The organism is Nonomuraea sp. NPDC049421, assembly GCF_040677005.1.
Lineage (GTDB): Bacteria > Actinomycetota > Actinomycetes > Streptosporangiales > Streptosporangiaceae > Nonomuraea > Nonomuraea salmonea.
The window spans coordinates 44455-70122 of record NZ_JBFAQA010000035.1; the positions used below are offsets into that span (position 1 = coordinate 44455).

Consider the following 25668-nt stretch of genomic DNA (forward strand, 5'->3'; position numbering starts at 1 on the left):
AGGTCCCGGCGGAAACCCCTTAATAGCTGGGCAGGCTCGGGTCGACCGTCTTCACCCAGCTCAGCACGCCGCCGCCCACGTGAACGGCGTCGGAGAAACCGGCGTTCTTGACGACCGCGAGCGCCTCCGCCGAGCGCGCGCCCGACTTGCAGTGAAGCACGATCTTCTTGTCCTGGGGCAGCTTCTCCAGGGCCGAGCCGTTGAGGAACTCGCCCTTCGGGATCAGCGTGGCGCCGGGGATGTTGACGATCTCGTACTCGTTGGGCTCGCGGACGTCGACGACGTAGATGTTCTCGCCGCGGTCCATCATGCCCTTGAGCTCCTGCGCCGTGATCGTCGAGCCGGTGGCCGCCTCGGCGGCCTCGTCGGAGATCGCGCCGCAGAACGCCTCGTAGTCGTCGAGGAGCTGCGTCTGCGTCGGGTTCTTGCCGCACAGCACGCACTCGGGGTCCTTGCGGACCTTGACGTCGCGGTACTTCATCTCAAGGGCGTCGTAGATCATCAGCCGGCCGACCAGCGGGTCGCCGATGCCGGTCAGCAGCTTGATGGCCTCGTTGACCTGGATGGAGCCGATCGACGCGCACAGCACGCCGAGCACGCCGCCCTCGGCGCACGACGGCACCATGCCGGGAGGCGGGGGCTCGGGGTAGAGGCAGCGGTAGCAGGGCCCGTGCTCGGCCCAGAAGACGCTCGCCTGACCGTCGAAGCGGTAGATCGAACCCCACACGTACGGCTTGCCGAGCAGCACCGCGGCGTCGTTGACCATGTAACGCGTGGCGAAGTTGTCGGTGCCGTCGACGATCAGGTCGTAGCCGGAGAAGATCTCCATCACGTTGTCGACGGACAGCGTCGTGTTGTGGATGACGACGTCGACCAGCGGGTTGATCTCGCGGACGGTAGCGGCGGCGCTCTCGGCCTTCAGCTTGCCCACGTCGGACTGGCCGTGGATGATCTGGCGCTGCAGGTTGGACTCATCGACCACGTCGAAGTCGATGATGCCGAGGGTGCCGACGCCCGCCGCCGCGAGGTACATCAGCGCGGGCGAGCCCAGGCCCCCGGCGCCCACACACAGCACCTTGGCGTTCTTCAGCCGCTTCTGCCCCGCCATGCCCACATCGGGAATGATCAGGTGACGTGAGTAGCGGCGCACTTCGTCGACGGTCAGCTCTTCGGCCGGCTCGACCAGCGGTGGCAACGACACTTTCTACGCTCCCGTTTTAAAGGGGACCCATCTCACTGTGAAACCTAGCCGGGCAGTGGGGCATTCCCCAATCGCGTCTCACCGATCAGACGGCGTGCCTCCGCCGCGACGACCCGCGGCGTCTCCATCATCGCCACGTGGCCGGCCGTCGGCAGCAGCACCAGTCTGACCTGCCGGAACGTACGGTACGCCTTCCTCGCCATGGCCGGGCGCACCAGGCGGTCGTGGCGTCCGTGGACGATCAGCGTCGGCGCCTCGACCTTGGCCGCCTGCCGCCACAGGTTGTCCGCACCCCAGCGGAAGTACTCGGTGACGATGCCGCGCGCCGAACCTACGACGGCCTCGCCCGCGTACGGCAGGTCGTCGCGCCTGCGCTGCTCCTCTATGGCGTCGCGCAGGCGGATCGGGTGGCACGCGCCCGTGTCGGCCCAGACCATCGCCATGGAGGCGGTGATGCGCTGCTCGACCGGCACCAGCCGGAGTCTGTCGGCCACCCACTCCCCCAGCCGGGGTATCGCCGCGGCGGCCACCCGCACGGGGCCGTAGCGCGGCAGCAGGTCGGGCAGGGCCGGGGAGACGAGCGTGAGCGTACGGACCAGCTCGGGGCGCGCGGCGGCGACCCTGACGGCGATCGCGCCGCCCATCGAGTTGCCGAACAGGTGCGCGGGGCCCGTGTGCTCCAGCAGCTCGATTACGGCCTTGGAGTGCGCCGCCACCGAGTAGTCGCCGTCCGGGGGCGCCGGCGAGAAACCTGCTCCAGGCAGGTCGATGGCGTGCCCGGTGACGGTGTCCTTGAGCTCGTCCATCAGGTCGGTCCAGTTGGTCGCCGATCCGGCCAGGCCGTGCACGAACACCGCCTGGTCCGCGGGGCCTTGACGGGTGGACCGGACGTGCACCGAGCCGATCATCCTTCCCGGCCAGTGCGGGACCGGCTCCGCGGTCATGACTGCTCCTCCTCGTTCCTCGAACGTCTCTTCCCCTGCTTCTCACGATAACCATCGCTTGTTGGAGGGGTCTGGATTCCGTACAGCGAGGTTATTTTCATGATTTTCCTGGACAGATGGGCCGGAAAGGACAGGGGGTACGCCCATGCTCACCACCCGCATCGCCGCACTACTCGCCGCCACGCTGTGCGCGGGGGCGGCCTGCGCCGTTCCGGCGCACGCGTCCGACCGCTCAGGATGCACGTATCGAGTCGTACGAGTGAAGACGCACCTCAACGTCCGCGCCTGGCCGAACGGCCGCATCCTGGACAAGCTCTACCCAGGCGACCGTACGTGGGGCCCGTGCAGGAAGACGGGCTCCTGGCGCCACATCCGCGGCACGGACATCGGCCGCAAGGGCTACGCCTACGGCCACTACCTGAAAAAACTCGGCAGACGCTGACCCCCGGCCCCCCACCTCCCCGAACGGAGAGGACCCCACACGAGCACCGCCCCTGAACGAAGGTGGCGCCCCACTCCCATGCCTTGCCGCCCACCCCGATCCGGACTTATCGGGATATTTCGCGCTATAGATCTCTAAGCGATCTCTTGGCAGCCCAAGCTTCCGGCAAAAGCCGCCGTTCGCCGTTTATGGCGCACACGCTCGGAAAGCATCACGGTACCCAGCGTGACACCTACGCCACTCACCGTTAACGGCGAGTGGCGGTCGGGTGTCGCGCACGGGGACCACGTAGAGCGGCAGACATCTCCGGGGGACATCCCTCACACCACGATGGCCGCCGCCGCGCCCGCACGACGCTCGAAATTGCGAGCAGCCGCGCACGCATCACCTCAATCGGTGCATCCGGCCGGCCTCAGCACAATGAGCGGCATTTATCGGGCCCGGCGTCGCGGCTTTTCTCGCGCTCGCGGAAATTCATCTCCGCGCGCGAGAACGCCGCATGCGTACGACATCGCGAATGGCAACTCGGGCGCGGCCGACAGCCCGTGAGCCGCCCATTGCCACCTGCGGTCTCGGCTCGATATGCCGTCGAATCGGACATATCATCTCATTTCATTTGATAATTATGTAATGCGAGCAATAAGATTGTTAATGCAGAGCAAAATGGGGTCGTCGCCGTTTGCCCGTCCATCGGCACGGAAATGACATTCGACGGATGAGCCTTCAGCAGCCGTCCAAGATCTGTTTCCGGTAATTAGGAAACGGCCGAGAACGGGGCAATCGATCCTTTAGGGGGAAACACAATGCCCAAGCTCAAGAGTGTTATCGCAGGCCTCGCCATCAGCACGGCGGTGACCGGCGGCATGGTGGGCGTGGGCGCGGCCACGTCCGCCGCCAACGCCACCACGCAGGTCAGCAACGGCACGTCCGTCCTCATGGACGACGGCTGGGGCTGGGGCTGGGGCCACCGTCGTCACCACAACCGTCACCACCAGCGCTGCAACAGGCACCACGGCGGCTGGGGCGGCGGCTGGGGCGGCTGGGGCTGGGGCCACCGGCGCCACCGCGGCGAGATCTGCGTCGTCGTCCACAACGACAACGTGAACGACAACGGCCCCCGCCACCGCCACCACCACCACGACCACAACAACAACCGCACCTGGTAGTGAATGACCGTGCTTTGATGGCGCAAGGAGTTCTCGGGGACGGCCCGCGTTTCACGCGCGGTTCGGCCTGAGGTCCGTTTCTCCTCGTCTCCACGGCAATTCTGGCGAGGGCTCTCCCGGCATCCACCGGGAGGCCCTCGCTGCGTCATTTCCCGGCCGCACCAGCGGCCGGGATCTCGTACGTCCAGCCACTGACGATGTTCGTACGCCCCTTCCATCCCCGTGCATTCTCCTGCGCCCTCCGCATCCCCCTCCCTTTCACCGCCCCCCTGACCCTGACCGGCGCCATACGCATGCACAGCACGCCTTTCTCCAGTGCTCCATGGGCCCTGCCAAGTCATGAGAAGCACTGGACTCGGAAAAGAGCGGACAATGTCCGTTTCTTCTGCTTTCGCCGGGAAATATCCATGGTGCGGATGAATTGCTAGCTATATCCGCGAACGGGGCAATCGATCCTTTAGGGGGAAACCGCAATGCCCAAGCTCAAGAGTGTTATCGCCGGCCTCGCCATGAGCACCGCTCTCACGGGCGGTGTGGTCAGCGTAGGGGCGGCCACCACCAGCGCGAGCGCCAACGCCGCGACCCAGATCAGCACCGGCACCTCCGTCCTGGCCGGACACGGCTGCGGCTGGCGTCCCCGCCGCTGCGGCTGGGGCTGGAAGCCCTGGAAGAGGTGGGGCCACCGGCACCACGGTGTCGGCCGGGTCCGCGTCGTCATCGTCAACCGGAACTACAACCGCAACGACAACCACGACCGGCACGACCGTCGGTGGTGACCCTCGGCTGACGAGTCCGCCCATGCGATGAACTCAAGCCGTAGCTAAGGGAGTGCCCGTATTCACCGGGAGGCGCCCACCGCCCTCGACACCGAGGGCAGTGGCCATCCCACCGAATACGGGCACTCCTCATCCCCACAGCACTGTCACCCCACCACGAACCCCTCCCTCGACCGGCACCCCACCGGCGCGCCCTCCCCCAGCCGGCACCTCACCCGCACATCCCCACCCCGGCAACCCCGCCCTGGGCCGCCCGTCCCCGCCCAGCACAGCTCCTGGGACACCACCCAGCACGACCGTCAGCCCGGCGCCCGACCCACAGCACAGCCCTGTCCACAGCACAGACCCACCCCAGGAGTCGCCCAGCGCAGTCCGCACCGAGGAACGCTCTTCACCGCTCCACCCATGCCGCTCCAAGGGCCGAGCATTCAGCGCTCGGCCTTGTCCACCGCTCTCCTACCTTGAGCCCGACCCCGTGCTCCCAGCCGCCGATCCCCCTGCCACAGCATGCGGCGACCGATCCCCTGGGCAGCCATGAGTGGCCGGCGATCGAGCCGCAGGATCTCGCCACCACTGGAAGCGGCCTCAACGCCCCGCGACCAGCACAAAACCGTGCAGGCACAGGCCCGCACAGCTGGAGGCTCATCAGAGCCGGGTCATTTCCCACGCGACCACGAAATCAGCACAACACCGAAACGCCCACCAACATGAAACCCGCCGGAAACGAGAAAGCGAGGGCTCCCCGGCGCTGCCGGGAGAGCCCTCACTTTGATTCCCGTGGAGACGAGGAAATCCAATTCCTACGCCATTGTCACACGGTCAGATCAACGCTCCGTCGCCTCAGCGGCCGCAGGCGGCTGGACACGGCGGTCGTGGTGGTGGTGGTCGCGGTGCTCGCGGTTGCGGTTGACGTTGCGGTTGTGGATCCTGACCTTCACCCTCAGACGGTGGTGGTGGTGACGACGGTGTCCCCAGCCCCAGCCGCAGCGACGCCAGGCCCAGCCGCCGCAGCCGGCGAGAACCGAGTTGCCGGTGCTGATCTGCGTGGCCGCGTCGGCGCTCGCCGAAGTGGTGGCGGCGCCGGCGCTGACCACGCCGCCGGTCAGCGCAGTGCTGATGGCGAGGCCCGCGATAACACTCTTGAGCTTGGGCATTGCGTTTTCCCCCTAAAGGATCGATTGCCCCGTTCTCGACGTCTCCGGATTACCCGGAAACATGTCTTGGACGCCTGCTGAAGAGTCATCCACGAAGTGTCATTTCCGGCGGATGAGCGGGCAAACAGAAGCGCCTCCATTTTGCTCTGCATTAAGAATCTTATTGCTTGCATTAAACTCCTATCAAATGAAATAACGCGAATTAAGCTGATATGTCCCTTTGAGCAACGCCCGGGGGCAGGCGGCGACGGTACGGGGCAAGCCCCCAGGGCGCGCAGGGCAGCGAGCACGCTCCGACAAGGCCGTAAGGGCCCTGGAGCGGATGCGGGAAGCACCGTCCGCCAGGCGACGTCTACAGGGGCGAGGAGCGCCGCCCAGGCAGCACCTGCGAGGGCCGCGGATTCTGTCCAGAGAGGGAGTGGCCACCATGCGATGGCGGTGCCGCACGAAAGCGCACCGGGTCGGCCGGGCAGCGGGGCACGCCGTGAGACCGGTCACGCCGTGTGACCGGCCACGCCGGGCGGCCGGTCACGCCGTGTGACCGGCCACGCCGGGCGGCCGGTCACGCCGGGCGGCCGGTCACGCCGGGCGGCCGGTCACGCCGGGCGGCCGGTCACGCCGGGCGGCCCGGCGGGGAGGCCGTGAGGTCGGTTACCGGCGGGCGGCCGGCTATTGCTGCGCCGGTGGGTCGATCTTGGTGACGACGCCTTCCACATCGGTGACCCCGATGGTTCCGCCGCCACCACCACCACCCAGGAGAGTCCATGTATTGACGCGCTCCCCGGCCTGAAGGCCGGGGATTCAGCCCGTGCCGCGTGTGCGGCACCTCTGTGGCTTCCTGTTTCACCGGGTCCTGCCCTCCGCTAGGCGGCGGGTCTTACGGTCCCTCCGCAGGCGTTTCGCCTCTCCGCCCGTCCGGCGGCGAGGATGTTGTTGGCGGCGTTGACGTCCCGGTCGTGGACCGTCCCGCAGGGGCAGGTCCACGACCGGACGTTCAGCGGCATGGACTCGGCGACCGTCCCGCATGCCGAGCAGAGTTTGCTGCTGGGGAACCAGCGGTCGATCTTCACCAGGGTGCGGCCGTACCGGGCGGCCTTGTACTCCAGCATGGTCACGAACGCCGACCATCCGGCGTCGTGCACGGACTTGGCCAGCCGGGTGCGGGCCAAGCCCTTCACGCACAGGTCCTCCACCATCACCGCTTGGTTGTCACGGATGATCTGCGTGGAGAGCTTGTGCGCGAAGTCCCGGCGCGCGTCGGCCACCCGAGCGTGGGCGCGGGCCACCTTGACCACGGCCTTGGCGCGGTTGTTCGACCCTGCCGTCTTGCGGGACAGGGCCTGCTGCGCCTTACGCAACCGGCGTTCGGCGCGGCGCAGAAACCGGGGGTTGCCGACCTTCCGGCCGTCCGACAGCACCGCGAAATGCGTCAGCCCGAGATCGATCCCGACCTCGGCGGCCGTCTGCGGCAGCGGCTGCTCGGCGGCCTCGACCACGAACGAGGCGAAGTAGCGGCCCGCCGCGTCCTTGACCACCGTCACGCTGGAGGGCTCGGACGGCAGGCGGCGCGACCAGCGCACCGTGACGTCGCCGATCTTCGGCAGGCGCAGCTTCCCGCCCGCCGTGACCTGGAAGCGGGCGTTGCGGGTGAAGCGGATCGCCTGCCGGTTGTCCTTGCGGGACCGCAACCGGGGCGGGGCGAGCTTCGGCCCTTTCCGCTTGCCGGACACCGAGGCGAAGAAGTTGCGGTAGGCGGTGTTCAGGTCGGCCAGCGCCTGCTGGAGCACGACCGCCGACACCTCGCCCAGCCAGGACCGCTCCGGCGTCTTCTTCGCCTCGGTGATGATGCGCTTGGACAGTTCGCCGTCCGAGATGTACGGCAGACCGGCCGCGCGGGCTTGCTGCCGTGCGCGCAGCCCATCGTTGAACACCACCCTCGCGCACCCGAACGCTCGCGCCAGCGCGGTCTGCTGGCCCGGGGTCGGGTAGAGGCGGACGTTGTACCGGAGCTGCACGCTCCGATCATACCCAGCCTGACACTACAATGATGTCATAATCAGGATTACGCTCCGGCTTCCCGAGAACGTGCACGCCCAGGTGGCCGCCCGCGCCGAAACCGAGCGGCGATCCCTGAACTCCCAGATCGTGCACCTGCTTGAGACCGCGCTCACCACCGACCAGGCACACGGTGAATCACCTTGACGGCGATCCACCCCTCCCTGCCCCGCCACGCGGGACGACCCGCTTCACCCCCGGCCTGAAAGCCGGAGCACTGCGGGCATCAGCCGTAGCGGGAGTCCTTGGCGACGTGGCGGTGGTCGTTCATGATCCAGAGGCGACCCTGCGGTACACGGATGTCGAACTCCACGCGGGAGGAAGGGCGAATCGTCACATAGGGCTCTTCCAGCGGCTTGCCGTTCAGCTCCAGCAGCCCACCGGTGACGCAGCACTTCACCGTGCTCCCCGGTACGCCGATGACCCGCCCCACGCGCCGCTTACCCGCGACGGTGCCGGCCCAGCCTTCGGGCGTGCGGTAGATGATGATGTCGCCGGTCCGGGGCGCGTAGTCGTCGGCTTGGCTGACCGTCAGGAGCGACCCCATCCTGATCGTCGTTTCCATGGACTCACCCGGCATGGTGGCCCGGTAACCACCGAGGGCCACGTCGACGAGCGCGCAGCCGGAGACGGGCAGAAGCAACGCGAGGGACAGCGCGGATAAGCGTGTACGAATCACCAGGGGATTGTGCCCCAGGTGAGTCGGCCAAGGGCCTGGGATGCGCTGGTTCAGGCCGACTTGCGGGTCTTGCGCTTGGCCGGAGCCTTCTCCTCCTCCTTCGACTCCTTCTCCTTGGAGTCCTTCGACTTGCCGGACGCCTTCCTGGGCTTGGCGGAGGAGCCCTCGCGTTCCCGCTTGGCGGCCTCCACGCTGGCCCGCAGCGCCGCCATGAGGTCCACGGCGGGCTTGGCCTCCTCTTCCTCCTGGGCGGGGATGACCTCCTTGCCGGCCACCTTCGCCTCGATGACCTGCTGCAACGCCTCGCGGTAGGTGTCGTGGTACTCGCTCGGGTCGAAGTCCGACTCCATGGTGGCGATGAGGGACTCGGCCATCTTGAGCTCTTGGGGGCGTACCTCGATGTCCTCCTCGAGGAACGGGAAGTCGGGGACGCGGATCTCGTCCGGCCAGAGCATGGTCTCCAGGACGAAGACGCCGTCGCGGACCCGCAGCGTCGCCAGCGACTCGCGCTGGCGCAGGGCCACCTTGACGACGGCGACCTGCCCTGAGCTCTCCAGGGCGTTGCGCAGCAGCACGTACGGCTTCGCGCCCTGCGCGTCGGGCTCCAGGTAGTACGACTTGGCGAAGTAGATGGGGTCGATCTGCTCGACGGGCGCGAACTGCAGGACGTCGATCCTGCGCGAGCTGCTCAGCGGCAGGTCCTCGAAGTCCTCGTCGGTGAGCACCACCATCTCGCCGGTGGCCAGCTCGTAGCCCTTGGCGATGTCGGAGTAGGGCACCTCTTCGCCGTCCTGGGTGCAGACGCGCTTGTAGCGGATGCGGCCGCCGTCCTCGCGGTGGACCTGGTGGAAGCTGACGTCCTTCTGCTCGGTCGCGGAGTACAGCTTGACCGGGATCGTGACCAGACCGAAGGAGATCGCACCTTTCCAGATGCTGCGCATGGTCACTCCTCAGCTCTCAACGGCCCACCATGGGGCACATACCCGTCATGGGGCAAGCAATGCCATACCCGGTCGAACCGATGCTCGCCGTGCCCGGGGAGCTACCCTCCGATCGCGACCAGTACGGCCTGGAGGTCAAGTGGGACGGCATCCGCGCCCTCATCCACCTCGACGGCGGGGTACGGGTGACGGGGAGGCACGGAGCCGAGTACACCCGCCGCTATCCGGAAATATCTGGGTTCGGGATCAAGAACGCGGTGATCGACGGCGAGGTCGTGGCACTCGACCCGCGCGGCAGGCCCAGCTTCATCCGCCTCCAGCACCGCATGCACCTCACCGACCCAGAGCCGGCCGTGCTCAAGCGCTACCCCGTCACGTACCTGCCCTTCGACCTCCTCTACCTCGACGGCATGCCGCTGTTCGACCTGCCGTACCGCGACCGCAGAGCCCTGCTCGACGAGCTGGACGTCGGCGCTCCCCCCTACTTCCCCGGCGAATCCGACCTGCTCACCGCCACCTCTGAACAGGGGCTCGAAGGCGTGGTCGCCAAGCGACTCGACTCCCCCTACCGCCCCGGCGTCCGCTCCCCCTGGTGGGTCAAGGTCAAGAACCTCACCACCCGTGAGGTCGTCATCGGCGGCTGGAAGCCGGGCAAGGGGCGACGCGCGGGCGGGATCGGCTCGCTGCTCGTGGGGGTGTTCACGGAGCGGGGGCTGACGTACGTGGGGCACGTCGGCACCGGCTTCACCGAGCCCGTGCTGGACGACCTGTACGCGATGCTGCGCCCGCTGGAGGTGCCTCACAGCCCGTTCGCGAACCCGGTGCCGTGGCGAAATCGATGGGTTAGGCCCGATCTCGTAGGGGAGGTGGCCTACACGATGTGGACCGACGAACAGCGGTTGCGACACCCCGTGTGGCGTGGCCTGCGCCCCGACAAACTCCCCGCGGAGGTGACGCGATGAAGGTGCCGGTCAAAGTCGACGGGCGCGAGCTCACCCTGAGCAACCTGGACAAGGTCCTCTATCCCGACAACGGGTTCACGAAGGCCGAGATCATCGACTATTACAGCCGCATCGCCCCCGTCCTGCTGCCGCACCTCCAGGGCCGTCCCCTGACCGTCAAGCGCTTCCCCAACGGCGTGACGGGACAGTCCTTCTTCGAGAAGAACGCCCCCGACCACACCCCCGACTGGGTCAGGCGCGTCAACCTGCCCGCGCCCGGCAGCACCAAGAACCGCGAGACCATCGACTTCGCCGTCGTCGAGGACCTGCCCACCCTCGTCTACTACGCCAACCTCGCCGCACTCGAACTGCACGTCCCCCAATGGCGCGTGGACGACGACGGGGAGGCGCTGCCGCCCGACACGCTGGTGTTCGACCTCGACCCTGGCCCGCCCGCCACCATCGTCGAGTGCACGCGGGTGGCGCTCATGCTGCGCGAGGTGCTGAAGGCCGAGGGGCTCACCGCGCTGCCGAAGACCAGCGGCAGCAAGGGCATGCAGCTGTACGCGGACTGGGACTGCCGCGAGGAGCCGTCCGCGTACGCCAAGAGGCTGGCCCAGCTTCTGGAGAAGGAGCACCCCGACCAGGTCGTCAGCGTGATGACGAAGAAGGCGCGGCCCGGCAAGGTGTTCATCGACTGGTCGCAGAACAACCCGGCCAAGACCACCGTGGCGCCCTACTCGCTGCGGGCCAAGGACCGGCCGACCGTGTCGACGCCGCTCACCTGGAAAGAGGTGGAGGGCTGCGAACACCCCGACGACCTGGTGTTCACCGCGTCCGACGTACTCGCCAGAGTGGAGAAGCACGGCGACCTTTTCCGCCGGGCGTAGTCTGGTTTCCGTCCACACCGAGAAGGGGGCCGAAGATGTCGGAGATGGACATTCGCGGGAACGAGGGCCCGCACATCGACGAAGAGGAAGAGCTGTCGATCGAGACGCCTGAGGCCGACGCGATCGAGCAGCAGCGCGAGATGCTCCAGAGCGCCGGGCGGCTGCGCAGGGAGCTGCCGCTCGACGTCGACCCCGCCGACGGGGCCGACCAGGACCGCGTGGTGGAGCTCGACGACGACGACTACCGCTGAGCCCCGGCCCGGCGGCGGTGACCTGCGCGAAAGGGGTCGAAGACGGACGGCTGCGGCCGACGCCGGCGCCCGGCCGCACGTAGGATGTCCGCACAGTTCGCTGAGAGACCAATGGAGACCCGCGTGACAGCAACCCCGGATGCCAAGCCCCGGGGCACCCGGCTGCCCCGCCTGGCCCGACGCAGGCAGCTCCTGAGCGCCGCGCAGGAAGTGTTCGTGGAGAACGGCTATCACGCGGCCGCCATGGACGAGATCGCCGACCGGGCCGGGGTCAGCAAGCCCGTGCTCTACCAGCACTTCCCCGGCAAGCTCGAGCTCTATCTCGCGCTGCTCGACCTCCATGTCGACGACATGGTCAACCGCTGCCGCGAGGCGCTGGCCTCCACGCAGGAGAACAAACTGCGCGTGCAGGCCACGTTCAGCGCGTTCTTCGACTTCGTCTCCACCCAGGGCGAGGCGTTCCGGCTGGTCTTCGAGTCCGACCTGCGCAACGTCGCGCCGGTGCGGCAGCGGGTCGAACGGTCGCTGCAGGAGTGCGCGGAGATGGTCAGCGAGCTGATCCAGGAGGACACCGGGTGCACCAGCGACGAGGCCCATCTCCTCGGTGTGGGCCTGGTCGGCATGGCCGAGGTGAGCGCCCGTTACTGGGTCACCACCCACGGCTCCATCCCCAAGGACGCGGCCGAGCAGCTCATGGCCCGGCTCGCGTGGCGGGGCATCAGCGGTTTTCCGCGTACGGCATAACCCGTTCGCTGGGCGCGATCATTCGTCGTTTTCGGGGGGCCGACCGGCCACGATGAAAGTGAGCCAGCCCGTCATCTAGGGAGCCACCATGGAAGTCAAGATCGGCGTACGCTCCGTACACCGCGAACTCGTTGTCGAGACCGACCTCTCCGCCGACCAGGTGGAGCAGGAGATCAGAAACGCCCTGTCCGTCGATCGCGGCGGCGTGTTCGCCCTGACCGACGTCAAGGGCAGGCGAGTCGTGGTGCCGGTGGCCTCGCTCGGGTTCATCGAGATCGGGGAGGACGAGTCCCGCCCCGTCGGTTTCGGCGGCACGCTCTGAGTCTGTAGGCGAAGGGTACGGCCGCCCGAGCCGTACCCTTCCCCGACCTCCATCGCTCGCCGCTTCGCAGGCCACATGTGCCTGCCGCATCGGGCATGCCGGCAGGCAGGGTGCGTCCGATGCGCGTGACCGGCCGTAGGTCGGATTCGCCCAGGGCCGTCCTCTGCTCGTCCCGGCTCCCCCTCACGCAGACCGACGACCTCGGGCCACGGCACGATCGCGACGACCACGACGGTTGTCCGGCGCATGCGTGGGCGTCGGCCGAAGCAGCACACGGATGGGCCCTTCACCCGTCATGCGCAGGGCCTTCGTCTACCTGGTCACCGGGCGGCGGTCCGTACCGTTCAGCCCGGCCGCCGGAAGACGTCCGGTGGGGTCGGATCGGTTGCCGGGTGGTGGTCAGGTGCGGGGGGAGCGGCGGAAGAGGCAACCGCGGGGGCGGCGGGGGCGGGGGACACATGCCCGGCCCGGCTCCGCAGCCGGACAGGCCGCGCTCTCCCTTCGCAGCACAGCGCGGGATACCCAGCGGTTCGGCCCACATCTCGTCAAGGAACTGCCGTAGCGGCGCGAGGCCCTCATGTCGGCACGGTACAACCCTTCCGCGCCGCGTGCCGCCGGTTAGCGCAACCCCACCTCCCACAAGCCACCCAACCCTCCCGAAACCCCCCACCCGCCCAACCTCCACCACCCTTTCGACCCACTTCCTAGGGGGCGAGAAGGCCCGACCGGCCCCCGCCCCACGCCGCGGAGGGGAGCTGGCCGGTGAGCCGGGTGCACGCCAGGGACCGATCCTTGAAGTTCCGGACGGCCACGCGAACCACGGCACAGAGTGCGGGCGATCAGGCCGGAACCCCCACCCCGGGATTACGAGCGATCATGCGGAACCTCACCCAGAAGTGCGGGCGGTCACGCCGGAACCCGCACCCCCAAGTGCGGGCTGGGCGCCAGGGGCGGTGTCGCGGGGGGTGGTGGGGTGCGGGGTCAGATGCCTAGGGCGGCCATGCGTTTGTTGTGGGCCTCCGTAAGTTTGGCGAAGAGGCGGGAGATGTCGGCGTGTTCCTCGGCCTGCGACTCCATCAGCAGCAACGCCAGCTCGGGCCGCACCGAGGCCACCTGCTGGCCCTGGCTCAAAGCCTCGCCCACCAGGCGGCGGGCCCACAGGGCGAGGCGGCCGGCCGCCGTCGGGTCGGCGGCGATGCCGGCCCGCACCCCCTCCACCGCGAAGCGGGAACGTTCCTCGTCCACCAGGACCTCGTCGACCAGGGAGGCGATGGACGGGTCGAGGTGGCGGGCGGCCTCCCGGTAGAAGTCGAGCGCGATGCCCTCCCCCACGTATGTCTTGACCAGCGCCTGCAGCCAGTCGGCCGGCCGGGTCTGTGCGTGCCAGGCGTCCAGCGCGTCCACGAAAGGGGACATGGCGTCGTCGGGATCGGCCCCGAGCTCGGCCAGCCGGTCGCGCAGGAGGCGGAAGTGGGCGTACTCGGTGACGGCCAGCTCGCTGAGCGCCGCGCGGTCGGCCAGCGTGGGTGCCAGCGTGGCGGCGTCCTCGGTCATGCGGGCGTACGCACTGAGCTCCGCGTACGCCAGCACACCGAGCAGGTCGACGACTCCAGGAGACTCCTTCATGGAAGGCAGCGTACTTCGGCCAAATCTCGGGAACATACGCAAGCTCTGTCAGCGTTGTGGTATCGAGTACACTGCTCTGTGAAAGTGCGACCGCACTGTGTTAATTCGGGTTGATGACCCGATAACCCCCGATTCCCCGGGTGCGCGGTCGCTGATGACGCGAGAGGGCTGGCTCTACCGCGAGGACCCACGACACGGGGGCTGTTTTCCGCCCGTCGGTCCCGGCAGGCCCGCCTTCATTTGAGACTGAGGCAGGCCACGCTGACGACTTTCCGAGACCTCGGAGTCACACCAGAGATCGCCGATGCCCTCGAGACCGAGGGCATCGTCACACCGTTCCCCATCCAAGAGATGGCACTCCCGCTCGCACTGAGCGGCCAGGACCTGATCGGTCAGGCACGCACGGGCACGGGAAAGACCTACGCGTTCGGCATCGCGATGCTGCAGAGCATCGGCAAGCCGCGCAAGAACCGCAAGAAGCCCCGCGGGCTGGTCGTCGTACCGACCCGCGAGCTGGCCGTGCAGGTCAGCGAAGACCTCGTGACCGCCGCGGGCAAGCTCGGCTCCCGAGTTCTGACCGTGTACGGCGGCCGGGCGTACGAGCCGCAGATCGAGGCGCTCAAGGCAGGCGTCGACGTCATCGTCGGCACCCCGGGCCGGCTGCTCGACCTGGTCAAGCAGAAGCACCTCGACCTGAGCCAGGTCACCTCGCTCGTGCTCGACGAGGCCGACCGGATGCTCGACCTGGGCTTCCTGCCCGACATCGAGCGCATCTTCAAGCTCATCCCGGCGCAGCGGCAGACGATGCTGTTCTCGGCCACGATGCCGGGCGAGATCGTCGCGCTGTCGCGCAAATACCTCAACCGTCCGACGCACGTACGCGCCGAGCTGGAGAGCGGCGAGGGCGAGACCACGCCGCAGGTACGCCAGATCGTGTGGCGCACGCACCGGATGGACAAGATCGAGATCCTCTCCCGCCTGCTGCAGGCGGATGGCCGCGGGCTCACGATGGTCTTCTGCGAGACCAAGCGGGCCTGTGACATGGTCGCCGAGCAGCTCGACACGCGTGGTTTCGCGGTCGCGGCCGTCCACGGCGACCTCGGTCAGGGCCAGCGGGAGCAGGCGCTGCGGGCGTTCCGCAACGGCAAGATCGACGTGCTGGTCGCCACCGACGTGGCGGCGCGCGGCATCGACATCGACGACGTCACCCACGTGGTCAACTACGACTGCCCCACGGACGACAAGACCTACGTGCACCGCATCGGCCGCACCGGCCGGGCCGGGCGCACGGGCATCGCGGTCACGTTCGTGGAGTGGGAGGAGCTGACCCGCTGGAAGATGATCAACCAGATGCTCGGCCTGGAGTTCGCGGAGCCCGAGGAGACCTACTCGACCTCGCCGCACGTCTACTCCGAGCTCAACATCCCCGAGGGCACCAAGGGCGTGCTGCCGCACGCCAGCCGGTCGCGGGCGGGGCTGTCGGCCGAGCGCATCGAGGACCTCGGTGAGACCGGCCGGATCCGTACGCGTGGCGGGCGGCGCAGGGACGAGCGCGAGGAGCGTCCCGCCCGTACGCCGCGCCAGCGCCGCCGTACGCGCGGTGGCAAGGAGCTGGCAGAGACCGCATCCGTCGACAGGCCGGAGGTCGAGCCCGTGGACAGCCCCCCGAACAGCCGCGTGAACGACAACGCGGAGGAGACTCCGGCGATCTTCACGACGGACGAGATCGAGGCCGCTGGCGAGTCCAGGCGCGCACGTACGCGCAGGGGCGCCGCCTCCACGGCCATCGAGCAGGCGCTCGCCGACGCCCCCGAGGCGCCGGCCAGGCGCACCCGGGTCCGTCGCAGCGCCGCCGAGGCGGAGGAGGTGGCGGAGGCGCCCAAGCGCACCCGCGTACGCCGTCCCGCCGAGACGGCCGACGAGGAGGCGGAGGCGCCGGCGCGGCGCACGCGGGCCCGCAGGGTCGCCGCCGAGCCGGAGACCGTCGAGGCCGCCGCGCCGGTCGCCGAGCCGTCCGGGTCGCGTGAGGCTTCCCGGCAGGTCGCTCCCGCGAGCGAGCCGGTGCGGGAGCGCCCGCGCGAGGCTGCCCGCGAGCAGGTGCAGGAGCGCAGGGCCGCGCCCGAGTGGTCCGACCCCGAGCCGAGCTTCATGGCGACGCCGCCGGCCCCGGCCCCGCGCAAGGAGCCGGAGCGGATCATCCCGCCGAGCCCGTTCGCGGTGATCTTCCAGTCACCCGACCTGGCCACGGACGACGACGACATCGCGCCGTCGGCCGCCACCGAGCGCAAGCAGCAGCGCCGCCAGCCCCGTGGCGGCGGTGGCGGCGGCAACCGCCGCCGCGCCGGCTGACCCGCACGCACCGAGGAAGGCGCGCACCCCGCAGTGGGTGCGCGCCTTCCGCGCGTCCGGGCCCTCCGGCGGGAACGGGGTCATCCGGCGGCACGCCTTCGGCGCGTGCGGGGGCCCGAAGGGGCGCGTTCCGCGCGCCCGAGGGCGGCCAGGGAGGGCGTGTGCGGGGCTGTGGGGGACGCTGGCGTGTCCGGGTGCGGTCAGCGGTGGGTGGAGGGCTCTCAGGGCTGAGGCGGGCTGTGGGGGCGTTTCAGGAGCGGGTGCGGCGCTTTTCCTCTTAGCGGGGCGATCCGGGCATTCGGCGCAAGCGGTCAGGACTCGCACCGGCGTCGTCGGCATGCCGGTGTCGAGGCGCTGACCTCTGGGTATTGTTGCCCCACGTGAGTACGCCGCGATTCCTCGACCTGCCTCCTGGCGTTGCACCACAGAAGATCGAGACGCCACAGGGCACGTTCGCGGCCCTGGAGGCGGTGCCGGTCAGTGGTGTGGTTGAGCGCTGGCCCGCGCTCCTGGTCCCCGGGCTGACGGGCAGCAAGGAGGACTTCATCGCGGTCCTGATGACGCTGGCCCAGTCGGGCCGCCGGGTGGTGGCGATCGACCTGCGCGGCCAGTACGAGACCCCGGGCCCCGACGACCCGGCCGCCTACACGTGCGCGGCCCTGGGCGCCGACGTCGACGCGCTGGCCCAGGTGGTGGGTGACGGCGACCCGGTCCACCTGGTGGGCCACTCGTTCGGTGGCCTGGTGGCGCGGGAGGCGGTGATCGACGGGCGGACGAAGTTCGCCTCGTTCACGTTGATGAGCTCGGGCCCGGGCCCGATCGAGGGCAGGCGGGCCAACGCCGGCAGGAAGATCATGGAGGAGGCCCCCACGCTGGGCCTCGAACATGTCTGGCGCTCCAGGTTCGAGCCGGAGGCACTGGCCAACGACGTTCCCGACGACATCGTCGACTTCCTGCGCAAGCGGCTGCTGGCCAACTCCCCCGTCGGGCTGTCGCGCATGGCCGAGCAGGTGCTGACGACGCGCGACCGTACCGACGAGCTGCGCGAGATCGAGATCCCCACGCTGGTCCTGTACGGCGAGCACGACGACGGCTGGCCCCCCGACGCGCAGTCGGACATGGCGGCCCAGCTCGGCGCCGACTGCGTGGTCGTGCCTGGCGCGGTGCACTCCCCCGCCGTCGAGGCGCCGGAGACGACGGCGGCGGCGCTGGTGAGGTTCTGGAACGCGGCCGAGAAGCACTTTTTGGACACCAGGTCCAGCGCCGTGTAATCCTTCGTTCACTATGACCGACCTCGTCGTTCAGCCGCCCCAGAGCGCGACCTGGCAGGTGCATCTCGACCGGTCGATGTGGGTGGGCGGCGTACGCGGCCTGATGCTGCAGGCGCTGCACCCGCTGGCGATGCTCGGCGTCTGGCAGAACTCGGACTTCCAGGACGACCCGTTCGGCCGGCTGCGGCGCACGGCCGACTTCGTGGGGCGGGTGACGTTCGGCAGCCCTGAGGAGGCCGACGAGATCGGCCGCCGGGTGCGCGGCATCCACAGAACGCTGCGCATCCGCGATCCCGAGACGGGCAGGACGCACCGGGTGGACGATCCCGAGCTGCTGCTGTGGGTGCACTGCGCGGAGGTGTCGTCGTACCTGGAGGTGGCCAGGCGCGGCGGGCTCGGGCTCACCGAGCGGCAGGCCGACCGCTACCTGCGCGAGCAGCGCAGGAGCGCCAGGTACGTGGGGCTGCACCCCGAGGACGTGCCGGGCTCGTGCGCGGAGCTGGCGGCCTACTTCAAGCAGGTACGCCCTCAGCTGCGGGTGACGCCGGAGGCGGTGTCGGCCGTGCGGTTCCTGCTGTGGCCGAAGCTGCCGCGCGAGCTGCGCCTGCTGTCACCCGGCAAGCCGGTCTACTTCCCGTTCGGCGCGCTGTGCTACTACACGCTGCCCGACTGGGCCAGGCGGATGTACGGCCTGCTGCCCGAGGTGCCGCAGGCCACGGTGACGGCCGCGCTGAAGGCGTTCAGGCTGGGGCTGAACTCGCTGCCCGAGCCCGTGCACGACCTGGCCTTCATGCCCGCCACGCGCCACATGTTGCAGGGCGCGCGCGAACGCCTCGGCGCGGCGGGCTACGACGTCGGCAAGGGACTCAAGGGCCTCACCGACCCCCGCCGCTGGCCGAAGACCGCCGCCTGAAAGGCCCCGTCACTCGGCGAGGCCGTCCCAGGGCTGGCGATCAGGACCGGCCGCCTGGCCCTCGGGGCAGTGGCGGCGGAAGTCGCACCAGGAGCAGATGGGCCCGGGGTTGGGCGCGAACAGCTTGTCGACGTCGGCGGGCACCTGTGCGGGCCCGACTGGCTGCCGGTCGGCGGGCGCACGCCGGGCGCCCTGCGGCGTGGCGACGGCCTCGCGGTAGCGGTCGTCGGCCTCGGCGGCCTCCATGGCCATCTCTTCCGCGCGCGCGATGTGGCGGGCCAGCGACTCTTCGGTGTGGCGCCACTCGACGATCTCGCCCGTGGGCAGGTGGTGCAGCTCGACCGTGCGGCACGGGGTGCGCATCATGGTCGAGGCGGCCACGGCGTAGGTGGCCAGGGCCAGCGAGGAGCGGGCGTCGTCCTGGGTGAGCGGACGGCGGCCGGTCTTGTAGTCGACGACCACCAGCTCGTCACCGCGCCGGTCGAGCCGGTCGATGCGGCCGGACAGCGCGATGACCTTGGTCCGCGTGGCGACGGTGCGCTCGACGCCGACCGGGTCGTCCGAAGGATCCAGAGTCGCGACATATCCGGACACGAGGTCGCGGGCCCTGCCCAGCCACCGCCCCGACTGCTCGGCGTCCCTGAACCCCTCGGTGATCCACCCGTTGGTGAGCAGGACGGCGGCCGTCAGCGGCGTGCGGCGCTCGTACGGCTCGCGCCACCACCCCGCCAGCGCGTTGTGGACGCTCGCGCCCACACTGTTGTGCGCCCACGCCGGGCCCTTGGAGGGCTGCGGCCGGTCCAGATAGGTGAACCGGTAGCGGCGGCGGCAGTCGAGCCAGGTGTTCAACCGCGACGGCGTGCACGAATAGAGCCGCCGCGGCATCCCTTCGAGCGGAAGCTGCCCCTGCACCTAGTCGTCGCCCGGGCTGAGCGAGATGCCGGAGATCTTGGTGCCGTCGCTGAGCGGCCCCTCGCTCTCGGGCTCGGTGGTGCTCCTGGTCAGCGAGCCGGACACCCAGTCGTCGAAGTGCGGCTCAAGGTCGCCGACCGTGACCTCGTCACCGTGGACGGGCAGCACCCGCGTCTCGGCCGGCAGCGTGAACAGCCGCCCGCCGATCGAGGTGAGCTGGTCGGCCAGGGCGGGGTATTCGCCGCCGAGCTTGCCGGGGCCGTCGGCCTGCAGGGCCTTGCCGGTGAAGACGGCCTTGAGACCCTCGGAGTAGAGCGACACGCCGCCGGGCGTGACTCCGGGCGTCTCCATGACGTCGAGCTGGACGTCGGCCACCTCGAAGATGCCGTCGTCCTCCATGTCGATGTCGGGCCAGGTCTCCCGCCAGGTCTCCCGCCACAGGGGCTTGTCCTTGGGGTGCAGGGCCACCACGGCCTCGTCCCTGCTGGCCACCTCGATGGCCGCGGAGACGTGGTCGGGCAGGCCCGCCGTGCAGATGACGGCGAGCACTTCGCGCTCGCCCACCTGCTCCAGGATCTTCTCGGCGTCACGCGCCGCGTCGATGACGATGACCTCGTCGTCGTCACCCACGATCCACGTGTTGTTCTCGACCTTGTGCTCGGTGCCGTCGATCTCGACGACACCCTCGGTCACCACTCGCTCGATACGCGCTGTCACGCCTCCGAACTCTAGCCCGTCTGCCTGACAGAGCGAATCTCGATCGCGCGTCCTAATCCTCAAGTCTCGGAGAGAACGCCCCGAACGGCACATCCAGGTCGTGGTCACGGGCGTCGATCAGGGACAGCTCGGCGAGCGCGATCACGCATCCCGCGTCGGCCGGCCAGGCGATGGCCCACAGCCAGTTGCCCATGGCCTCGCCCGCGTACACGGCGCGGTCGTCCTGGCCGTCCACGCACCACAGCGCGGTGGGATGGCCGAGTACGGCGATCTTCGCGTTGGGCGGCCCCGCGTCGAACCCCTCGCCGGGGTCGGGCCCGTCGAGGCCGGCGAACCCCGCGCCGATGCCGACGCCCGGCTCCTCGGCCACGATGATCAGGTCGGCGGGTCCCTCCATCAGCGAGGGCCCGCTCAGCGCCACCAGGCTGGCGCGCCCTCCCGTACGCTGATCGCCCACCTCCCCGAACCCCGTCACCAGCCACCCGGCCGGCAACGGCCAGGGCAGCCACACGGGCACGACCGAGCTCTTGCGGATCGCCTCCAGCGCGGTGCTGGTCGGCGGCCACGGAGGCTGGTACGGCAGGACGTCGCCGTGCGTGTCGCATCGATACGCACTCGACCAGGCGCTCGGCCCGTGAAGCGGGCCAAAACACCGCGGGCAGGTTGGAGCCGCTCTCACAAGTACCCACGGTGCTTTCTCCGGTACGGCCCCGTCAAGACCGCTCCTCGTTATCACGTCGTAATCTTGGTCATGTGCGCGTAAATTGTGTCGGAGCGATCATTTTCGACGGCTCTGACCGGCTGCTGCTCGTCCAGCGCGGTCATCCGCCCGGCATGGGGATGTGGTCGATCCCCGGCGGCCGTCTGGAGCCTGGCGAGACGGACGAGGCGGGGCTGCGGCGCGAGGTGCTGGAGGAGACCGGGCTGCACGTGCGGGTGGGCCGCCTGGCCGGCACGGTGGAGCGGCCCGGGCCCGGCGGGGTCACGTACGTGATCCGCGACTATCTCGCGACCGCCGCCGGCGGCGTCGCCACTGCCGGTGACGACGCCGCGGACGTGCGCTGGTGCGGCCGCGCCGACCTGGCGCGGCTGCCGCTGACCGAGGGCCTGCTGGAGTCGCTGGCCGAGTGGGACGCGCTGCCCCGGCCCTGATCACCTACCTGCTTGACGTGAGGCTGGAGGTCCACAGGATCAGGTGGTCCGCGTCGTACGTCGTGGACCGCCCGAGCGCCACCACCTCCGTGCCCGCCACCGCCACCGCCGACAGCCACTGCGCGCCCTGACCGGCCAGCCGGTCCTTGGTGAGCTCCATGCGGCTCCAGGCCAGCCCGTCCTGGGACGTCCAGGCCGCGCTGTCGCCCTCGCCCTGCGTGCCGTGCCAGCCGACCGCCACCAGACCCTCGTCGGCCGCCGCGAGGTCGTAGACGCCGGCCGCGCGCTCGGCGGGCAGCCAGGTGGTCTGCCAGCTCTCGCCGTCGTCGTCGGAGACCGCCGCGAAGGCGCGGCGCGCGCCGTCGGCCGGCGCCGTGCCGATCGCGACGAGCTTGCCCTGGTGCACCACGATCCGCCGGAGCCCCGCGGAGGTGGCGCCGGGTGGCGCCGCGGGCTCGCGAGCCCGCCAGTTGAGTCCGTCTTCCGAGTGCCAGACCACGGCGTCCTCGCGGTCACCCGTCCCCTTGCCGCCGACCGCCACGAACCCGTCGCCGACCGCGACCACGTCGTGGACGCGGACGCCGGCGCCGCCCTGCGGCAGCTTCTCCGAGCGCGTGTACTTGCGCGTGTCGGGCGTGAACCACATCGCCGCGCCGGTCACGCCCGCCTGGTCGCGCGCCTCGCCGGCCACCACGTAACCCTTCTTGCCCGCGGTGACGACGTGGGTCTGCAGGAACGGGTCGTTCTGGGGGCGGGCCAGGTCGCCGGTGACGTCGACCCGCTTCCAGTTCTCGCCGTCCCGCGAGGTGACGAGGAGGGGGTCGGTGAGCGAGACGTTCGTCTGGGTGCCGCCGACGGCGAGCCAGCCGCGGGCGCCGTGCGCGACGTCCTCCAGCGTCTGCCTGCCGGGGCCGCCCAGGCTCATCGACTTCCAGCTCTGCCAGTTCCTGATCGTCCACAGGCCGGCGTCGCCCGAGGCCGAGCCGACCGCGACGTACCTGCCGTCGTACGCGGCCAGCGCGTTGGTCTCGCGGGCCATCCTGGTCAGGCCCTCGACGTCGCCGAGGCGTACCTGTGTGGCGGACCCGCGCTGCGGCGCGGCCATGAGCACGAGCTGGTTGTCCACGTCGGACGCCGCCCGGTCGCCGCCCGCGAACAGCGTGCCGCCCTCCGCGATCGTGAACCCGCGCAGCGTCGCCCCCGTCAGGTCGCCCAGCTCGGCCCGCTTGTCCCAGTCGCGCCCGTCGGCGCTGATCAGCACCGAGTAGCCACCGATGCCGGCCTGCGCGATGGCCGCCACGCCCGACGGGTACGCGATCAGCGACTCCACGCCGGTGCTCGCGGCGTCGAGCCCGCGGATGGAGCCGCACTGCGACCACTGCGCGCCGGTCGGCGAGCAGTAGACGCGGACGTCCCCCTCGACCGTCCGCCGCCGCGTCGGCACCAGCACGAACCGCTTGGGCAGCGCCGCCACCGTGCCCGCCCGTGGGTCGGCCGCCTCGGGAAGCTGGAAGCCGGTCGCCTGCCAGGCGCGACCGCCGTCGGCCGATCGGAGCACCCGCGATCCCTCGCCGTCCGCGGGTACTCCGATGGCCACGACCGTGTCGCCCTTGGCCACGACGGCCCTGAGCTCACGGACGCCTGGCTCGCTCAGCTCGGCGCGCTCCCAGGCGGCGCCGTCGGCCGAGCGCCACGCCGCCGGGGCCGTGCCGCCATTGAGGCCGCCGCCCGCGCCCCTGGTGCGGCCTACCGCGACGAAGCCGGACTTCGTGCGCGCGATGTCCGCGATCTGGTCGCCGTCCCTGAACGCGCCGAGGCGCGACGACGGCACGGCCGTCCAGCTGTAGCCGTCGGTGCTGGTCCACAGGCCGCGCTCGCCGGTGGCCTCGTCGCCGCCGCTGGCCAGCCAGCGGCCGTCGCCGCCGACGACCCGGCGTACGGTGGGGGTGGCCGAGGTGCCGTTGACCTGGCCGAGCTGCCAGCGCTTGCCGCCGTCGGGCGAGAACAGGAAGAGCGGGCGCGGGGTCGGGCTGGTCGTGTCGCTGCCGACCGCCACCACCGCCTTGCCCACCGAGGTCATGTCGTTGAGCTTCTGGTTGACGCCGTCGCCCGCGGCGGGGACGGTGAACAACTCGTCGCCCGACCGTCCCGTGCCCGCCTCCAGGCGCAGCGCGGGGGCCTCGTCGCCGGCCCACTGCCACACCAGCACGCCGGTGGCCACCAGCATGGCGGCGGCCACGGTGAGCACGACGGGGACGGCCCTGCTGCCCCTGCGCACCGGCCCCGCGCGGCGGATCGCGGACGGCGCCGGGCCTCTGTGGTGGCGTCCGCCCTGCGGGCGTGCGGGGCCGGCCGCGACCAGCAGGTCCGGCCGGGTGGGGCGGCCCGCCGGCGGGCGGCCCACCCGCCGCACCTCTTCCTCGCCGTTCTCCTGCTCGGGCGGGGTGTCGCGCGACGGGATCGGATAGACCAGCCGGTACGGCGGCGGCTCCCGGTCCGCACGAGCACCGGCCTCGACGGCGGAGAGCGGCGGACGGTCCTCCCCTCGCGTCTCCCCGCGTCCCTGGGCGGGAGCGTCCTGGGCGGGAGCATCCTGGGCGGGAGCGTCCTGAACGGGCGCGCCGGGGGCGGCGGCCAGCGGCTGGGTGACCTCACCCGGACGGCGCTCCTGGCCGGACTGCTCCCGGCCCGGGCGGCTCTCCTGGCCTGGCTGCTCCCTGCTGAGCGGGCCGCCGGCGACCAGTTTGTCCGGCCGGTTGACGATCCGGCGCGGCCGGCGGCGCGGCTCCACGTCGGGCTCGGCCGTCGGCGAGCTGTACGGCCGCCGTCCCTTGGGCGGCTCTGGCTCCTCGTCGGGGATGGGGGCGGCGAAGGGCGGCATGCCCCACGGAGAGGCCAGGGGCAGCCCTCTGGCCCGATCGTCGGTGGGACCGGGCGGCGAATGGCTGATCCTGGGCTCGTCGGCAGGCGGCTGGGGGTCGGACGATCCCTCGGTACGGGGCTCGTCGTCTTCCGGCGATCGCCGTGGCGGTTCGCTGGGGCCGGAGGCCACGCGCCGTACCTCCTAGTCGGACTAGTCGTACAGGTCGTTCCAGGCCGCTGTCGCGGACCGTTCCAGGGAGGTCCGGGCGGGAGCCCTCGCCGTCCCTGACAGCATCCAGACCAGCATGACTCAGCCGGAATAGCGAGACCTCTCTAGCGAGATTCCCCGCACCTTCCGCCCTATTTATTGCGAAATAGTGCTAATCGACCGCTTTTTGGCTAGATACATCACACCAAACGCATACACCCCGAGCTGCACCACGGTTCCCGCCAACGCCTGCCAGGGCACCGGCGTCTTCGCCTGATCCAGGGCGTCCTGGAGCTGCCCCGCGGCGGCGCTCATGCTGAAGGCGATGACGTTGTTGAGCACGTGCAGCGAGATCGCCGCCTCCAGCCCTCCGGTACGCACGCTCAGCCACCCCATGACCGCCCCGAACGCGAACACGTCGACCAGCCCGGCCCACGAATAGCCGTGCACCGAGGCGAACAGCACCGCCCCGATGAGGATCGACCAGACGGGGTTGCGCACGTGGGCGCCGACTGCCTGGATGAACCAGCCGCGGAACATGTACTCCTCGGCCGCCGCCTGGAAGGGCACCAGCAGCACGATCACGACGAGCAACGGCAGGAAGACGTCCCATCCGGCCCAGCCGAACAGCTCGGTGTCCAGGCCGGCCGAGGACAGCACGGCGTACTGGGCGAGCTGCCCGAGCACCATCGCGAGCAGCCCCAGCGCCGCGCAGCTCAGCAGCCACCTCCAGCGCAGCCGCCCGGCCACGGACGACAGCGTCCCGGGAGGGCGCCGCTGGACGAGCGCCGCCGTGCCGAGCACCAGCGGCAGCACGAGCGCGAGCCCGAGCAGCGTCATGGCCAGTCCGGTGGGCGTGCCCTTCGGCACTCCGTTCGGCAGGAACGGCTGCGGCAGGCCGAACAGGGCCGTCACGACCGAGAACGCGAGGACCACCACGACGTTGATGACCACGAACGCGACCGCCACGATGATCGTGCCGACGATCGCCTGCCACGGCCGCGTCGCGGGGTTCCTCGCCAGGTGGTCATAACGGGCCCCGCGCGGGATCGGCAGGAACCAGGACGGCTGCGGAGGCGGATACGGATAGCCGCCGTGCGGAAATTGGGGCCCTGGTTTCTCCTGCATCTCCCTATTCTGTCCGTCCCATGC

25 protein-coding genes are annotated in these 25668 nt (G+C 70.2%); 13 read left to right on the forward strand and 12 right to left on the reverse strand.

What is annotated here, in order from left to right:
• Window positions 1-19: 19 nt before the first annotated feature.
• Entirely contained in the window at window positions 20-1201 is a 1182-nt protein-coding gene (gene moeZ / locus AB0K18_RS41730) for an adenylyltransferase/sulfurtransferase MoeZ (protein WP_364926304.1), read from the reverse strand.
• A gap of 44 nt (window positions 1202-1245) precedes the next feature.
• Window positions 1246-2145 carry an alpha/beta hydrolase gene (locus tag AB0K18_RS41735; protein WP_364926306.1) on the reverse strand — a complete coding sequence of 300 codons (900 nt, stop codon included), beginning with the start codon at window positions 2143-2145 and terminating at the stop codon, window positions 1246-1248.
• Between the two features lie 145 nt (window positions 2146-2290).
• Between AB0K18_RS41735 and AB0K18_RS41740 the strand changes: the two genes are divergently transcribed.
• The 3 genes from AB0K18_RS41740 (at window position 2291) to AB0K18_RS41750 (ending at window position 4529) form a co-directional block, all read left to right on the forward strand.
• On the forward strand, window positions 2291-2587 hold the full coding sequence (locus AB0K18_RS41740; protein ID WP_364926308.1) for a hypothetical protein: 297 nt from the start codon (window positions 2291-2293) through the stop codon (window positions 2585-2587).
• Between the two features lie 803 nt (window positions 2588-3390).
• Window positions 3391-3753 carry a hypothetical protein gene (locus AB0K18_RS41745; protein ID WP_364926309.1) on the forward strand — a complete coding sequence of 121 codons (363 nt, stop codon included), beginning with the start codon at window positions 3391-3393 and terminating at the stop codon, window positions 3751-3753.
• Window positions 3754-4226: 473 nt separating this feature from the next.
• Window positions 4227-4529, forward strand: a complete 303-nt coding sequence (locus tag AB0K18_RS41750; RefSeq protein WP_364926311.1) for a hypothetical protein — start codon at window positions 4227-4229, stop codon at window positions 4527-4529.
• Window positions 4530-5353: 824 nt separating this feature from the next.
• Here AB0K18_RS41750 and AB0K18_RS41755 read toward each other — a convergent pair.
• Together AB0K18_RS41755 and AB0K18_RS41760 are read right to left on the reverse strand one after the other, a co-directional pair.
• Window positions 5354-5683, reverse strand: coding sequence for a hypothetical protein (locus tag AB0K18_RS41755; RefSeq protein WP_364926313.1), 330 nt, complete (start codon window positions 5681-5683; stop codon window positions 5354-5356).
• 863 nt (window positions 5684-6546) lie between these two features.
• Complete coding sequence (locus AB0K18_RS41760; protein WP_364926315.1) at window positions 6547-7698, reverse strand: transposase; 1152 nt, start codon at window positions 7696-7698, stop codon at window positions 6547-6549.
• 46 nt (window positions 7699-7744) lie between these two features.
• On the opposite strand from AB0K18_RS41760, the gene AB0K18_RS41765 reads away from it, so the two are divergent.
• On the forward strand, window positions 7745-7885 hold the full coding sequence (locus AB0K18_RS41765) for an Arc family DNA-binding protein (protein WP_364926413.1): 141 nt from the start codon (window positions 7745-7747) through the stop codon (window positions 7883-7885).
• Window positions 7886-7964: 79 nt separating this feature from the next.
• On the opposite strand, the gene lepB is transcribed toward AB0K18_RS41765, so the two are convergent.
• Together lepB and AB0K18_RS41775 are read right to left on the reverse strand one after the other, a co-directional pair.
• Window positions 7965-8417: a signal peptidase I gene (lepB, locus tag AB0K18_RS41770; RefSeq protein ID WP_364926317.1), complete on the reverse strand. Its 453-nt coding sequence runs from the start codon at window positions 8415-8417 to the stop codon at window positions 7965-7967.
• A gap of 50 nt (window positions 8418-8467) precedes the next feature.
• The gene (locus AB0K18_RS41775) at window positions 8468-9358 is read right to left on the reverse strand and encodes a Ku protein (protein WP_364926319.1); all 891 of its coding nucleotides are present in this window, start codon (window positions 9356-9358) and stop codon (window positions 8468-8470) included.
• 59 nt (window positions 9359-9417) lie between these two features.
• Here AB0K18_RS41775 and ligD (AB0K18_RS41780) point away from each other — a divergent pair, with 59 nt between their 5' ends.
• The 5 genes from ligD (AB0K18_RS41780) to AB0K18_RS41800 all read left to right on the forward strand — a co-directional run bounded on the left by ligD (AB0K18_RS41780) (window position 9418) and on the right by AB0K18_RS41800 (window position 12506).
• The gene (gene ligD / locus AB0K18_RS41780; protein ID WP_364926321.1) at window positions 9418-10320 is read left to right on the forward strand and encodes a non-homologous end-joining DNA ligase; all 903 of its coding nucleotides are present in this window, start codon (window positions 9418-9420) and stop codon (window positions 10318-10320) included.
• Window positions 10317-11189 (forward strand): non-homologous end-joining DNA ligase, encoded by an 873-nt coding sequence (gene ligD / locus AB0K18_RS41785; protein ID WP_364926323.1) that lies wholly within the window; start codon window positions 10317-10319, stop codon window positions 11187-11189. Before ligD (AB0K18_RS41780) ends, ligD (AB0K18_RS41785) begins: the two co-directional genes overlap by 4 nt.
• Window positions 11190-11233: 44 nt before the next feature.
• Window positions 11234-11440 carry a hypothetical protein gene (locus AB0K18_RS41790; RefSeq protein WP_364926325.1) on the forward strand — a complete coding sequence of 69 codons (207 nt, stop codon included), beginning with the start codon at window positions 11234-11236 and terminating at the stop codon, window positions 11438-11440.
• 123 nt (window positions 11441-11563) lie between these two features.
• On the forward strand, window positions 11564-12184 hold the full coding sequence (locus AB0K18_RS41795) for a TetR/AcrR family transcriptional regulator (RefSeq protein ID WP_355426440.1): 621 nt from the start codon (window positions 11564-11566) through the stop codon (window positions 12182-12184).
• Between the two features lie 88 nt (window positions 12185-12272).
• Window positions 12273-12506: a DUF3107 domain-containing protein gene (locus AB0K18_RS41800; protein ID WP_345389806.1), complete on the forward strand. Its 234-nt coding sequence runs from the start codon at window positions 12273-12275 to the stop codon at window positions 12504-12506.
• Between the two features lie 981 nt (window positions 12507-13487).
• On the opposite strand, the gene AB0K18_RS41805 is transcribed toward AB0K18_RS41800, so the two are convergent.
• Entirely contained in the window at window positions 13488-14132 is a 645-nt protein-coding gene (locus AB0K18_RS41805) for a ferritin-like fold-containing protein (RefSeq protein ID WP_364926327.1), read from the reverse strand.
• 351 nt (window positions 14133-14483) lie between these two features.
• Between AB0K18_RS41805 and AB0K18_RS41810 the strand changes: the two genes are divergently transcribed.
• The 3 genes from AB0K18_RS41810 to AB0K18_RS41820 all read left to right on the forward strand — a co-directional run bounded on the left by AB0K18_RS41810 (window position 14484) and on the right by AB0K18_RS41820 (window position 18665).
• The gene (locus AB0K18_RS41810; protein WP_364926329.1) at window positions 14484-16481 is read left to right on the forward strand and encodes a DEAD/DEAH box helicase; all 1998 of its coding nucleotides are present in this window, start codon (window positions 14484-14486) and stop codon (window positions 16479-16481) included.
• A gap of 380 nt (window positions 16482-16861) precedes the next feature.
• Window positions 16862-17752 (forward strand): alpha/beta hydrolase, encoded by an 891-nt coding sequence (locus tag AB0K18_RS41815; RefSeq protein WP_364926331.1) that lies wholly within the window; start codon window positions 16862-16864, stop codon window positions 17750-17752.
• 13 nt (window positions 17753-17765) lie between these two features.
• Window positions 17766-18665 carry an oxygenase MpaB family protein gene (locus AB0K18_RS41820; protein ID WP_364926333.1) on the forward strand — a complete coding sequence of 300 codons (900 nt, stop codon included), beginning with the start codon at window positions 17766-17768 and terminating at the stop codon, window positions 18663-18665.
• Between the two features lie 9 nt (window positions 18666-18674).
• On the opposite strand, the gene AB0K18_RS41825 is transcribed toward AB0K18_RS41820, so the two are convergent.
• The 3 genes from AB0K18_RS41825 to AB0K18_RS41835 all read right to left on the reverse strand — a co-directional run bounded on the left by AB0K18_RS41825 (window position 18675) and on the right by AB0K18_RS41835 (window position 21030).
• Window positions 18675-19514 carry a PD-(D/E)XK nuclease family protein gene (locus AB0K18_RS41825; RefSeq protein WP_364926335.1) on the reverse strand — a complete coding sequence of 280 codons (840 nt, stop codon included), beginning with the start codon at window positions 19512-19514 and terminating at the stop codon, window positions 18675-18677.
• A 63-nt stretch (window positions 19515-19577) separates the two neighbouring features.
• Entirely contained in the window at window positions 19578-20294 is a 717-nt protein-coding gene (locus AB0K18_RS41830; protein WP_364926337.1) for an MBL fold metallo-hydrolase, read from the reverse strand.
• 52 nt (window positions 20295-20346) lie between these two features.
• Window positions 20347-21030 (reverse strand): DUF6758 family protein, encoded by a 684-nt coding sequence (locus AB0K18_RS41835; protein ID WP_364926339.1) that lies wholly within the window; start codon window positions 21028-21030, stop codon window positions 20347-20349.
• A 17-nt stretch (window positions 21031-21047) separates the two neighbouring features.
• On the opposite strand from AB0K18_RS41835, the gene AB0K18_RS41840 reads away from it, so the two are divergent.
• Window positions 21048-21446, forward strand: a complete 399-nt coding sequence (locus tag AB0K18_RS41840; RefSeq protein ID WP_364926340.1) for an NUDIX domain-containing protein — start codon at window positions 21048-21050, stop codon at window positions 21444-21446.
• A gap of 4 nt (window positions 21447-21450) precedes the next feature.
• On the opposite strand, the gene AB0K18_RS41845 is transcribed toward AB0K18_RS41840, so the two are convergent.
• Together AB0K18_RS41845 and AB0K18_RS41850 are read right to left on the reverse strand one after the other, a co-directional pair.
• Window positions 21451-24498: a hypothetical protein gene (locus AB0K18_RS41845; RefSeq protein ID WP_364926342.1), complete on the reverse strand. Its 3048-nt coding sequence runs from the start codon at window positions 24496-24498 to the stop codon at window positions 21451-21453.
• 174 nt (window positions 24499-24672) lie between these two features.
• Entirely contained in the window at window positions 24673-25644 is a 972-nt protein-coding gene (locus AB0K18_RS41850; RefSeq protein ID WP_364926344.1) for a CPBP family intramembrane glutamic endopeptidase, read from the reverse strand.
• Window positions 25645-25668: the final 24 nt, after the last annotated feature.

What these genes read in the sequence shown, in the direction of transcription:
- AB0K18_RS41735 (WP_364926306.1), bottom strand. Translation starts at nt 2,145, where the DNA reads ATGACCGCGGAGCCGGTCCCGCACTGGCCGGGAAGGATGATCGGCTCG.
- AB0K18_RS41745 (WP_364926309.1), top strand. Translation starts at nt 3,391, where the DNA reads ATGCCCAAGCTCAAGAGTGTTATCGCAGGCCTCGCCATCAGCACGGCG.
- AB0K18_RS41740 (WP_364926308.1), top strand. Translation starts at nt 2,291, where the DNA reads ATGCTCACCACCCGCATCGCCGCACTACTCGCCGCCACGCTGTGCGCG.
- ligD (WP_364926321.1), top strand. Translation starts at nt 9,418, where the DNA reads ATGCCATACCCGGTCGAACCGATGCTCGCCGTGCCCGGGGAGCTACCC.
- AB0K18_RS41790 (WP_364926325.1), top strand. Translation starts at nt 11,234, where the DNA reads ATGGACATTCGCGGGAACGAGGGCCCGCACATCGACGAAGAGGAAGAG.
- AB0K18_RS41810 (WP_364926329.1), top strand. Translation starts at nt 14,484, where the DNA reads ATGGCACTCCCGCTCGCACTGAGCGGCCAGGACCTGATCGGTCAGGCA.
- AB0K18_RS41850 (WP_364926344.1), bottom strand. Translation starts at nt 25,644, where the DNA reads ATGCAGGAGAAACCAGGGCCCCAATTTCCGCACGGCGGCTATCCGTAT.
- ligD (WP_364926323.1), top strand. Translation starts at nt 10,317, where the DNA reads ATGAAGGTGCCGGTCAAAGTCGACGGGCGCGAGCTCACCCTGAGCAAC.
- AB0K18_RS41805 (WP_364926327.1), bottom strand. Translation starts at nt 14,132, where the DNA reads ATGAAGGAGTCTCCTGGAGTCGTCGACCTGCTCGGTGTGCTGGCGTAC.
- AB0K18_RS41755 (WP_364926313.1), bottom strand. Translation starts at nt 5,683, where the DNA reads ATGCCCAAGCTCAAGAGTGTTATCGCGGGCCTCGCCATCAGCACTGCG.
- AB0K18_RS41775 (WP_364926319.1), bottom strand. Translation starts at nt 9,358, where the DNA reads ATGCGCAGCATCTGGAAAGGTGCGATCTCCTTCGGTCTGGTCACGATC.
- AB0K18_RS41800 (WP_345389806.1), top strand. Translation starts at nt 12,273, where the DNA reads ATGGAAGTCAAGATCGGCGTACGCTCCGTACACCGCGAACTCGTTGTC.
- AB0K18_RS41820 (WP_364926333.1), top strand. Translation starts at nt 17,766, where the DNA reads ATGACCGACCTCGTCGTTCAGCCGCCCCAGAGCGCGACCTGGCAGGTG.
- AB0K18_RS41750 (WP_364926311.1), top strand. Translation starts at nt 4,227, where the DNA reads ATGCCCAAGCTCAAGAGTGTTATCGCCGGCCTCGCCATGAGCACCGCT.